Origin of the sequence: Nocardia anaemiae NBRC 100462 (assembly GCF_001612725.1) — a bacterium.
Lineage (GTDB): Bacteria > Actinomycetota > Actinomycetes > Mycobacteriales > Mycobacteriaceae > Nocardia > Nocardia anaemiae.
Window position 1 is genome coordinate 1 of the sequence record NZ_BDAZ01000009.1, and the last position, 12,989, is coordinate 12,989.

Annotated in this window: 3 protein-coding genes; all 3 read right to left on the reverse strand. The window is 66.7% G+C overall.

The window, feature by feature from the left end; genetic code table 11:
• Positions 1 to 4,993, reverse strand: a 4,993-nt coding sequence (locus tag NA5_RS07595; RefSeq protein ID WP_245672135.1) for a non-ribosomal peptide synthetase, incomplete at its 3' end; no start/stop codon positions are given.
• Between the two features lie 166 nt (positions 4,994 to 5,159).
• A complete protein-coding gene (locus tag NA5_RS07600) occupies positions 5,160 to 12,506 on the reverse strand; it encodes a non-ribosomal peptide synthetase (protein WP_062983386.1) in 7,347 nt (2,448 codons plus the stop codon).
• A gap of 219 nt (positions 12,507 to 12,725) precedes the next feature.
• Positions 12,726 to 12,989: hypothetical protein (locus NA5_RS07605; RefSeq protein ID WP_218020065.1), on the reverse strand; the 264-nt coding region annotated here is incomplete at its 5' end.

Below are 12,989 nucleotides of genomic sequence, written 5' to 3' on the forward strand. Positions count from 1 at the left end.
CGGCCAGCGCCGCCACCGTCGGCGACTCGAAGACGGCGCGCACCGGGACGCGGCTCCCGATGGCCGCACCCAGCCGGGCAACAACGCGGGTGGCGATCAACGAATTGCCACCCAGGTCGAAGAAGTCGTCGTCCGCACCCACGCGTTCGACGTCGAGCACATCGGCGAATACCTCGGCGACGGTACGTTCCAGCGCTGTCGACGGCTCCCGGTAGGGCCGTCCGATGAACTCCGGTGCGGGCAGCGCCTTGCGGTCGAGTTTCCCGCTTGCGTTGAGCGGCAAGGCATCCAGATGCACGATCGCGGACGGGACCATATACGACGGCAGCGCCGCGCGCGCGTGCTCGAGCAGGGCATCGTCATCGATCTGCGCACCGGGCGCGGCCACCACATACGCGACCAGCCGATCACCAGTGCTTCCCGTGACCAGCGCGACGGCCGCGCGCTGCACGGCGTCCGAACCGAGCAGCACCGTCTCGATCTCACCGAGTTCGACGCGCTGCCCGCGCAGCTTGACCTGGAAGTCGCTGCGCCCCAGGTATTCCAGGGCGAATTCGCCATCGCGCCCCGGCACCCAACGCACCACATCGCCGGTGCGATACAGCCGCGTACCATCGGCGTGCGCGACGAACCGTTCGGCGGTCAGAGCAGGTGCGTTCAGATAGCCACGCGCCAATTGCACACCGGCCACATACAACTCGCCGATCGCGCCGACCGGAACCGGCCGCAACTGCCGGTCGAGGACACGCACCCGGGTGTTGGCGACCACGGCGCCGATCGGAATCGCGACGCGCCCGTCGGCTTCGGCCGGACAGGCGGTGACGACGGTGGCCTCGGCGGGGCCGTACCAGTTGAACAGTTCCGCGTTCGGCAGAAACGTACTGAACCGCGCGGCGGTGTCCGCGGACAGCGCCTCACCGGCGGCGAAGACCCGCCGCAACGACGGGTACGCGTCCTGCCCGGCGGGCGCGCCATCGAGGAACGCGTCGAGCATCGATGGCACGAAATGCACCGTGTTGATGGAGAATTCGTCGATTATCCGAGCAAGATAGGCGGGGTCGCGATGCCCGTCCGGTTCGGCGATGACCACCGCGGCACCGGTCTGCAAGGTCCAGAACAGTTCCCAGGTGGAGATATCGAAGGTGATCGGCGTCTTGTGCAGGACCACATCGCCGGGACCGTGCGGATAGGTCCGCTGTGCCCAACGGAATTGGTTCGCCATCTGCCGGTGGGTGATCGCCACGCCCTTGGGCCGACCGGTCGAGCCGGAGGTGTAGATGACATAGGCGGTGTTGTCGGGCAGCAGCGTCGCGATGGAGCCGGTCGGCAGGTCGTCGAAGTTCGAGGCGTCAGCCACAGAACGAACAGGTCGCTCCACAAAGACCAGCGGTGCGTCGGTGTCGACGCCGGTCCCGGTGGTGGTCAAAACACATACCGGAGCCGCGCTGGACAGCACATATTCACTGCGCTCGGCCGGATGATCGGGATCGATCGGCACATACGCACCACCGGCGCGCAGCACGCCGAAGATCGCGACGACCATCTCGATACTGCGCCGCATAGCGACCGCCACCAGCGATTCCGGGCCGACACCACGACGGACCAGGTCCCGTGCGAGGTCCCGTGCACGCGCATCGAGTTCGCGATAGCTCAGCGTGGTATCGCGGTAGATCACCGCGGGTGCGTCCGGCGTGCGGGCGACCTGTGCGTCGAATAGCGTCAGCAGTGTCGAATCATCGAGCAGCTCGGCCACTTCGGTCGCATTGACCGCGTCCAGTACGCCGCGATCGGCATCGGTAAGCGCATCGACCTCGGCGAGCTCGGCGAACGGATCGCTGAGGAATCGGCCGATCAGTGTCGAGAAGCGTTGGGCCAGCGCCTGTGCCGCCGACTCGTCGAAGACATCACGCAGGTATTTCAAGGTGAAGTGCATGCGCGCGCCCGGCACGGTCACCACGGTGACCGGGTAGTGCGTGCCGTTCACCGCGACCGCGCCGTCGATGCTCATGCCATCGAGCGCACCTGCCGCCACGGACAGCGCCTGTTCGTCGACGGGGAACGATTCGAACACCACCAGGGTGTCGAAAAGCCCTTCCACGCCGACGATTTCCTGTATTTCGCTCAGTCCGAGGTAGTGGTGGTCCAGCAGCGCCGCCTGTTCGGACTGCAACTGCCGAAGCAATCCGGCGAGCGTGTCGTTCGCATCCAGGCGCACCCGGACCGGAATCGCATTGAGGAACAACCCGACCATGGTCTCGATGCCGTCGAGCTGCGGCGGCCGCCCGGAAACGGTGGCGCCGAAGACGACATCGTCGCGATCCACACTCCGGCCGATCAACAGTCCCCAGGCGGCCTGGATGACGGTATTGACGGTCACCCCGGCATCGGCGGCCAACCGGCTCAGCGCCTTGGTCTCCGCCTCGGACAGTTCGAAAGCGACTTCGCCCACGCCTGCGGCGATTCGGCGAGAGGGATCGACCGAAACCAGCGGTGTCGGCTCGGTAATACCGTCCAGCACCTCGCGCCAAGCCTTGCGCGCGGCAGAGTGATCCTGTGCGCCGAGCCAGGCCAGATAGTCACGGTAGGAGCGGGCCTGCGGCAACTGGCTCGCGTCACCACCGAGCACATAGAGCGTCAGCAGATCCTGGGTCAGCAGCGGCATCGACCAGCCATCGATGAGGATGTGGTGGCTGGTGACCAGCAGGTGATACGCCTCGGCCGTGGTGCGGATCAGGGTGAACCGCAGCAGCGGCGCGCGCCGCATATCGAAATGGTCGGCCAGCTCCGCGGCCATGATCCGCCGCAACTCGGCGGCGGCATCGGCACGATCGGTGAGATCGACCGCACGCCAAGGCACTTCGACCTCGTCGAGCACGACCTGCACCGGATTGCCCGCACCGTCCTCGGCAAAGGCCACCCGCAGGTTCACATGCCGACCCACCACGGCAACAGCCGCCGCGCGTAGTCGCTCGGCATCGACATCGCCGCCGAGATCGACCATGAACTGGGTCATATACGCATCGAACGAAGACTCGGCCAACTGCGCGTGGAACAGCATGCCCGACTGCAGCGGGGTCAGCGGCCACACCTCGGCCAGCTTCGGGTATTGCCTCGCCAGCCGGTCGTGATCGGCCTCGGACAGCTCGACCAGCGGACCCTGCGCACCGGTCTCGACCGGTGCCCCCTGGGTGGCGAGCGGCGCGAGAGCCGCGACTGTGCGCGTTTCGAAAACGTCTCGGGGCGTGAAGATCACCCCGCGCGCCCTGGCCCGCGACACCACCTGGATCGAGGTGATGCTGTCGCCGCCGAGTGCGAAGAAGTCGTCGTCGAGACCGATGCGTTCGATACCGAGCACCTCGCCGAGCACTTCGGCGATGATCTGTTCGATTTCGGTCTCCGGCTCCCGGTACTGCTTGGTCTCCAGCACCGGTGCGGGCAGCGCCTGGCGATCCAGCTTGCCGACCGGGGTCAGCGGAATGGTATCGAGCACGGTAATGACGGTCGGCACCATATGCGCGGGCAGCGAGCGTTCAGCGAAGGCGGTCAGCTCATCGGTATCGACCACGGCATCGCCCGCCGGATGCACGTAGGACGCGAGAATCGTTGCGCCGGTGTCGAGTTTGTGGCCGATGGTGACGACGAAATCCACACTGTCGTGCGCGCCGAGCACCGCATCGATCTCGCCGAGTTCGATGCGGAAGCCGCGAATCTTCACCTGAAAATCGTTACGGCCCACATATTCGATCTCACCGGCGGTGGTCCAGCGCACCAGGTCGCCGGTGGCGTAGAGCCGAGAACCGCTGGGGTCGAACGGGTTCGCCACGAAACGCGATGCGGTCAGCGCGGGCCGATCGTGATAGCCGCGCGCCACCTGCGAACCCGAGATGTACAGTTCGCCGACCACGCCACCTGGCACCTGGTTCAGTCGGTCATCGAGCACATATTCGGTAATGGCGCGGATCGGGCCGCCGATGGTCACCACCGCACCGGGCGTCATCGGCGCGCTGATATTGGTCATGATCGTGGTCTCGGTCGGCCCGTAGCCGTTGAAGAACTCGCGGGTCCGCCCGTCGGCGATCGGTAATACCCAGCGCCGCACCAGATCCGGCGGACAGGCCTCACCACCGGCGATGACGACCCGGAAATCGTCGAGCCCCGCCGGATCGGCCGAGGCGAGCGCGGCCGGGGTGATGAACGCGTGCGTCACCCGCTCCCTGCGCAGCAGCGCCGCCAATTCGTCGCCGCCATAGATTTCCGGCGCGACCACCACCATGGTCGCCGCACCACCGAGTGCGAGCAGCAGCTCCAGCACCGACGCATCGAAGGACGGCGACGCGAAATGCAGTGTGCGCGACTGGTTCGTGACGCGATACCGCTCGCGCTGTTCATCGCAGAAGCTGGACAGTCCGGCCTGCGTGACGACCACACCCTTCGGCTTGCCGGTGGAGCCGGAGGTGTAGATGACATAGGCCGGGTTCTCCACCCGCACCGCGCGGATCCGGTCCGCATAGGTGATGGCCTCGCCCGAGTATTCCGCCAGGCGCAATGCGAATTCGGGCGTATCGATGACCAGCCACTCGACCCGATCCGGCAGCTCGGCCGCCACCTCGGCGACCGCGAGCCCGAGCACCGCGCCGGAATCGGTCACCATATGCGCGACGCGCTCGACCGGGTAATTCGGGTCGACCGGTACGAACCCGGCACCGGTCTTGGCCACCGCCCACACCGCGACCACCGACTCCAGCGACCGCGGAATGCCCACGGCGACAAGGTCTTCCGGGCCAACGCCGCGTTCGATGAGCAAGCGAGCCAACCGGCTGGACCGATCATCCAGTTCGGCGTAGCTGAGCTGGCCGAGTGTCGCGCTGGCATCGGCGAAGACGACGGCGATACCGTCCGGATTCGCCTCGACCGCCGCACCCATCAGCTGCGGCAACGTCGGTACCCGTGACTGGCGGGTCCGGACCGGACGGCCCCGGGCTGGCCGGGTCACGCGAACGACCCCCCTCCGATACCGCGCGTCCGCGCCCGATCCTGTCCCACCGACCGGTATCCCGGCATAGGAACTTTCCTCCCCTCCCTCATCGTCACTACCCGGACCGGTTGCCACCGGTAACGGCCCGTGCGAGCACCGGCCGCAGGAACCTCCGGGTGGAAGATCAACTCGGTTCCTGGACACCCAATAGCGTTCCGAGGTCGACCACAACCGAGACGGCCCCGAATTCCGGCGCGGGCGCGCCGTCATCCAGCACCACCGCGTGCAGATCCTCCAGCCCCGTCACATCGACCGGCCCGAGTCCGGCCCGATCGATGAACAGATGCGTCACCCATTCGTCGGCCAACAGTGCCGCAAGCGTTACGTCGTCCAGATCACCGGCGGTCACCACCACCGACGCGCCGCTCTCCCCGGCCGCGACCACCGCCAGCAGCGCCGCCGCCGAATCCGCGCGGCCGTGCCGGAACAGCCGCGACTCGAAGGTGAGTTCGGTGCGCGCCCGCAGCCGCTTGGTCGCGACGGAAATATCGTTGTAGGACAAGGTAACTCCGGCGACGAAGGCCGGATCCTCGCCGCGTAGCGCCTGGGTCCGGTTGGCGTAGGTCACCGGTCGCGGCGATTCCGCGGCGATCTCGGCGAGCACGTCCGGATCGTCCAGGACCACCCAGTCGATGTTGTCGCGATAAGCGGGTCGGGCACCGGTGGTCAGTCCGACCTTGACCTCCAAGCCGAAGGGCAGCGGTCCGTCGAGGGCGGACACCGGGGTCAATGCGGCACCGGCCTTGAGCACCGCCCAGGTGGCGACCACCGCGTCCACACCGCGATCCAGCCGGATCGCGACACCGGTGCGCGGACCGCAGCCGCGGGCGATCAGCACCCGCGCCAGTCGGGAAGACCGCGCGTCCAGATCTTGGAAGGACACCGCGTCCTCGCCGAAGACCACCGCGGGCCCGTCCGGATCCTCCTCCACCGCGGCGGCCAGCGCCTGGGTCAACGCCGCGCCGCTGGTGACCGGCACACCGTCGGCGGCGGGCTCCGGCGCGCTCTCCGGGGCGGCCAGTGCGCGATCGCGTTCGTCGGCATCGAGAATATCGATATCGCCCACGCTGACCTGCGGGTCCGCCACGACCGCGGTGCAGATCCTGGTCAGCCTGCGGCCGAATGCCTGCACCGTCGACGCGTCGAAAAGATCTGTGGCGTAATTGAATACCGCGACCAGCTCGCCCGGCGCGCCGTCGGCGCCGTGGCGCGGCTCGACGGTCAGTTGCAGATCGAACTTCGCCGCGACCGCACCGGTATCCAGTGCCGCGACCGTCAGACCGGGCAGTTCCAGCTTCGGCGGCTCGAGATTGTCGAAGGACAGCACCACCTGGAACAGCGGGTTGTGCGAGGTCGCCCGGTTCGGCAGCACCACCTCGACCACCCGCTCGAACGGGATATCGGCATTGCCGAAGGCCGAAAGGTCGGTCTCGCGAACATGTTCGACCAGCGCGTCGAACGTGGTTCCCGATTCGGTCCTGGTGCGCAGCGCCAAGGTATTGACGAACATGCCGACCAGATCGTCGAGCGCGCGCTCACCGCGGCCCGCGATGGGGGTGCCGATCGTGATATCGGAACTGCCGGACAGCCGCGCCAACAGCACCGCGAGCACCGCGTGCACAACCATGAACAGCGACGAATTGTGCTCCCGCGCAATACGAATCAGCCCGGCGTGCACCTCGGGTGAGAGCGTGAACGCCGTCGACGCACCGCGCATGGACGGCACGGCGGGGCGCGGTCGGTCCAGCGGCAGCTCGAGCGCGCCGGACAGTCCGGCCAATTGCTCGCGCCAGTAGGCCAATTGCTGTGCGGCCACGGAGTTCTCGTCGTCATCGGTGCCGATGACCTCGCGCTGCCAGATCGCGAAGTCGGCGTACTGCACCTCGAGCGGCGTCCAGGTCGGGACATCACCGGCACAGCGCGCGGCATAGGCGAGCATCAGGTCACGGGCCAGCGGTGCCATCGAGGCGCCGTCGGCGGAAATGTGGTGCACCACCATCGCGAGCAGATGACGCTCCGGTGTCCCGCGCAGCAGCACGCCGCGCACCGGAACCTCTCGGGTCACATCGAATCCGGTCGACATCAGCTCGGTGATGCGGACGATCGGATCGGTGCTCGACTCGACCGCGAGACCGCCCGGCCAGGCCTCGGCGACCGGCAGGATCTCCTGGTACGGCAGCCCGCCCGGTCCCGTCGACGGGTAGCGGGTGCGCAGCGCCTCGTGCCGCTCGAGCACATCGGCGATGGCATCGCGCAGTGCCTGCACATCGAGCGCACCGGTCAGGCCGATGCCGAGCGGGATGTTGTAGGCCGCCGAGCGGGTATCGAACTGATTGAGCACCCACATGCGCTGCTGCGCCAACGACAGCGGCACCCGTTCCGGGCGTGCCGCGACAACCAGCGGGGCACGGGTTCCGGTCGAGGAGCCGGGCACGATGCGCCCGGCCAGTGCCGAAACGGTCGATGCCTCGAACAGTTCGCGCACCGAGACATTCGCGTCCAACGCCTCGTTGATCCGGCTGGCCGCCCTGGTGGCCAGCAGCGAGTTACCGCCGAGAACGAAGAAATCGTCGTCCAGACCGACATCGCGGACGCCGAGCAGTCCGGCGAATACCCCGGCGACGGCCTGCTCGATGGGTGTCTGCGGGGCACGGTAGGTGGCGCTGCTGACGAATTCCGGTGCGGGCAGTGCCTTTCGGTCCAGTTTGCCGTTCGGGGTCAGTGGCAGTGCGTCCAGCACGACGATCGCGTCCGGAACCATATAACTCGGCAGGAATTCGGCGATCATGGCGCGCAGGTCCGCGCCATGAGCCTGTGCATTCGCCTCGGCCACAACGTATCCGACCAAGCGGTCACCGGCATGCTCATCCGAGCGCACCAGCACGACGGCCTGGCTGACCGAAGCCTGGGCGAGCAGTGCCGACTCGATCTCACCGAGTTCGATCCGGAACCCGCGCAACTGCACCTGCTGATCGCTGCGCCCGGCGTATTCGAGATTCGCATGGCCCGCGAAACCGGCCCAGCGACCGAGATCACCGGTCCGATACATGCGAGATCCCGGCGCCCCGAATGGATTCGCCACGAAACGGGTCGCCGCCAGCGCGGGCCGACCGAGGTAACCGCGGGACAACTGGCCACCGCTGACATAGATTTCGCCCGCAACCCCGACCGGAGCCGGATGCAGCCGGTCGTCGAGCACATAGCTCTCCAGGCCGGGCAGCGCACGGCCGATGGCACTGGCCGGATTCTCGGCGAGCTGCTCATCCAGTGCCAGGAACGATACGTGCACCGTGGTTTCGGTGATGCCGTACATATTGACCAGCCACGGCGTATCGAAGGCGTGCCGCTCGTACCAGCGCCGCAACTGCCGCAGATCCAGTGCCTCACCACCGAATACGATGTAGCGCAGCGCGAATTTGCCTTGATCTGCGGCATGTGAGGCGCGATCGGCTTCGGCGAGCTGGTAGAAGGCCGACGGCGTCTGGTTCAGCACCGTGACCTGTTCGCGAATCAGCAAGTCGCGGAACTGTTCCGGCGAGCGAGAGGTCAGGTAGTCGATCACGACCACGGTGCCGCCGTTGGCGAGCGCACACCACAGTTCCCACACCGAGAAGTCGAAGGCGAAGGAGTGGAACAGCGTCCACACATCGGTCTCGTCGAATTCGAACATCAACTGGGTGTTGGCGAACAGCTCCACCACATTGCGATGGGAAACGCTGACGCCCTTCGGGACACCCGTGGAGCCAGAGGTGTAGATGACGTAGGCCAGGTTGTCCGGACGCAGCCGAGAGGTGCGCTCGATATCGGTGATCGGCGATTCGCCGAAGCCCGCGGTTTCGTCGAGCAGCACCACCGGGACATCCGTCGATGGAATGTCGCCCAGCAGATCGTACGTGGTCAGCACACAGGTCGGCTGCGCGTCGGTGAGCATGAACTCGAGTCGCTGCGTCGGATAGGTGATGTCGATCGGCAGATATCCGGCACCGGCGGTGAGCACACCGAGCAGCGCGACAGGCAGCTGCTCGGACCGTCCGACGGCAACGGCGACCAGCGCCTCCGGTCCCGCGCCGCGCGCCATCAGCGCCCGCGCCACCTGGTTCGCGCGCCGCTGCAATTCACCGAAACTCAGTGCGGTATCGCCGAATCGGACCGCGATCGCGTCCGGACGGCGGCGCGCCTGCGTCTGGATGAGATCGAGCAGCGTCACATCCGGCACGGTGGCTCCGGCCGAATTCCATTCGTGCAGAACCAGATCGCGCTCACCTGGAGCGAGTAGATCGATATCGCCGAGCACCGCATCGGAGTCGGCGGCCACCGCCGAAAGCACCCGCAGGAAGCGATCGGCGAAGTCCTGCACGGTGGCGGCGTCGAAGAGGTCGGTGGCGTAGGTGAAGGTCGCCGACATACCCTGCGCCGCAGGCTTCTCCGCGATCTCGAGTTGCAGGTCGAACTTGGCCAGCGACACCCCGTGCTCCACGCCCGCGACCGTCAGGCCCGGCAACTCCAGTTCGGTGCGTGCCAGATTCTGGAAGACCAGCATCACCTGGAACAGCGGATGCCGCGCGGCCGAGCGCACCGGATCGAGCAGCTCGACCAACCGCTCGAACGGCACATCGGCGTGGCCGAAGGCCGCGACATCGACCTTGCGCACGGCACGCAGCAGGTCGTCGAAGGTCATGGCGGGATCGATCTCGGTCCGCAGCACCAGGGTGTTGACGAACATGCCGATCAGATCGTCCAGCGCCGCCTCACCGCGACCCGCTACCGGGGTGCCGATCGCGATATCGCGGGTGCCCGACAGCCTGGCGAGCAGTACCGCGAGCGCGGCGTGCACGACCATGAACAGCGTCGAATTGTGTTCGTGCGCAAGTCGATCGAGTCGGCCGTGGATCTCGGCATCGATATCGAAGGCGACGACGGCGCCGTTGTTGGATGCCGCGGTGGGGCGCGGCCGATCCGCGGGCAGATCCAATTGTTCCGGCAGCGCGGCCAATTCGTCGCGCCAGAATTCGATCTGCTGCGCGAACACCGATTCCGGATCGAACTCACTGCCGAGGGTTTCGCGCTGCCAGATGGTGTAGTCGGCGTATTGCACCGCCAGCGGCGGCCATTCGGGTCGGCCGCCGCGCACGTGATCGGAGTACGCCGCCATCAGATCGCGGGCCAGCGGGCCGAGCGAAAAACCGTCCGCCGTGATGTGGTGCACCACGCATACCAGCACATACTCGGATTCGCCGAGCTGGAGCAGCCGCAGGCGCACCGGCGGCGCGACCGTCACATCGAATCCGCCCAGTACTTCGGACCTGATCAGATCCGAAAGTTCCTGTGTCACAGCGGTAGTCACCGGAATTTCCGGCACGGCGCGGGCATCGCTCACCGGCAGGACGACCTGGAAGCCCTCACCATCGATATCCGGGTAGATGGTGCGCAGCACCTCGTGCCGCTCGGTCAGGTCGCGCGCCGCAGCGCGCAGTGCCTCGACATCCAGTCGCCCGGTCAGCCGCACCGCCAGCGGAATATTGTTGACCGCGCTGGCCGGATCGAAACGGTTCAGGAACCACATCCGCTGCTGCGCATACGACAGCGGAATCCGATCGGGCCGGACCTGCGCCGTGAGTGCGCGGCCGACCGCCGAACCCGCGTGCTGCTCGACACGCTGGGCCAGTACCGAAACCTTCGAGGCCTCGAAGATCAGCTGCACCGGCACTCGGAGACCGAGTGCGAAACCGATGCGCGCGGCGGCCTGGGTGGCCAGCAGCGAATTGCCGCCGAGTTCGAAGAAGTCGTCATCGACGCCGACGCGTGCGTCGGTATCGGCACCGAGCAGCAGTGCCGCGAAGACGTCGGCGACGATCTCCTCGACCGGCGTTGCCGGAGCACGGAACTGACGTGCGGCGAAGACCGGTTCGGGCAGTGCCGCCCGGTCCAGCTTGCCGACCGGGGTCAGCGGAATCTCGTCCAACACCATGATGGCGGCCGGAATCATGTAGTCCGGCAACGATTCTCCGATATGCGCCGCCAGCTGACCGGTGTCGAGAGTGGCGCCGTCACGCGGCAGCACATACGCGACCAGCGATGTCGTGCCCGAAGGGAGCGTCTTGCCCAGTGTGGCCGCGAAGGCGACATCCGGATGTGTGCTGAGCGCGCTATCGATCTCGCCGAGTTCGATCCGCAGACCACGGATCTTGACCTGGAAGTCGGACCGCCCGAGGTACTCCAGCTGGCCGGTTTCGGTGCGCCGCACCAGATCTCCGGTTCGGTACAGGCGCGCACCCGGATTGTCGACCTCCGCGCCGAACGGGCTGGCCACGAAGCGTTCCGCGGTCAGCTCCGGTCTACCGAGGTAGCCCTGGGCGAGCACCGCACCCGAGACGTAGAGCTCACCGACGACACCTGCGGGCACCGGCCGCAACCGCGCGTCGAGGATGAAGGCGCCGACGCCCGCGATGGCGGTGCCGATGGTGACGGGCTCACCAGGCGCGATGGCCTCGGTGGTGGTGACCATGACGGTCGCCTCGCTCGGCCCGTACGCATTGAATACCGCGCGGCCGCTATCCACCCAGCGCGCCGCCAATTCCGCTGGCAGCCGATCCCCGCCCGCCACCACGACCTGCACGTCATCGAGATCGGCGGGATCGAGCGATTCCAGCGCACCCGGGGTGATCAGCAGATGGCTGACCTGTTCCCGGCGCAGCAGATCCGCGAGTTCGATACCGCCGAATACCGTCGGCGGCGCGATGACCAGCGTCGCGCCCACCGAGAAGGTGAACAGCGTCTCCATCATCGAGAAGTCGAAACTTGGCGAGCTCAGGTGTGAGACGCAGGAATCCGCGTCGATCATGTAGTGCTCGCCGATCGCCGCCAGCCCGGCCAGACCGGTGTGTGTGACCGCGACACCCTTCGGCTTACCGGTGGAACCCGATGTGTAGATGACATAAGCCGGATGGTTCTCGTTGACCACCCGCACCCGATCGGCGTAGGAGACCGGATGATCGGGCCGTGCGGCGATGCGCTCGGCAACCACCGGATCATCCAACTCGATCCAATAGGCCGAGGTGCCGAGCTTGGCGCGATGCGCCGAGGTGGTCAGGCCGTGTGCGGCACCCGAATCGGTGACGATGTGCTGGATCCGCTCCGCCGGATAATTCGGATCGACCGGCACATACGCCGCACCGGTCTTCGCGATGGCCCACAGCGCGACGATCGATTCGACCGAACGGGTAATGCCCATCGCCACGTAATCGCCCGCGCCGATCCCGCGATCGATCAGCTCGCGCGCGACCTGGGACGAGCGGGCATCGAGTTCGCGATAGGTGAGTTCACGCTGATCCGCGGGATCACCGGTGGGGTTGAACCGCAGGGCGACCGAGGTGGCCGCGGACTCCACCGCGGCCGTGAGCAGCTGAGCCAACAGCGGGCTGCCCGACCTACGTCGGCGACTACCTCGGGCGGAACGACGAGCAGTTTCCATTCGGGTGCAATCACCTCTCGGGTCGAGCTAAGACCTGCCCCCGACCCCGCCAAAAGCGTCGTGCGCCCGGGGGTCAAACCAGTCCGAGTCATCATATAAGCCATGCGCTGTGACGCCTCCGCCCAGCGGACGCAGACGTCACAGCTGTGTATCGGTCTCCGAGGATCGATGTTGCGGCCCGACCAGATTGATGTGACTTAGGTCACATTTCTGAAAGCATTACTCGTCGAGCCACCGCTCGATCTGATCGAGGTCAGCGGCCGAGTAGATGGTCGTATCGTCTTCGGCGTCGATGAGCATCCAGTCGTAGGGCACCCTGGAAGCGCGTTCGAGCCGATATCCCGCACGTCCCGCTCGCGCGGTGAGTTGGCGAATCCGCACCGCCGTAGGTTCGGTCGGCACCGACCGAAGTCGCCTATCGTCGTCCACTAGCCGAACCGTCCTCGTGAATTTCTCGGAGGCGGAGCGAATTCCGCCCAGTAC

Excerpts from the sequence above, each read along its gene's own strand:
- NA5_RS07600 (WP_062983386.1), bottom strand. The coding sequence starts at position 12,506 with ATGGAAACTGCTCGTCGTTCCGCCCGAGGTAGTCGCCGACGTAGGTCG.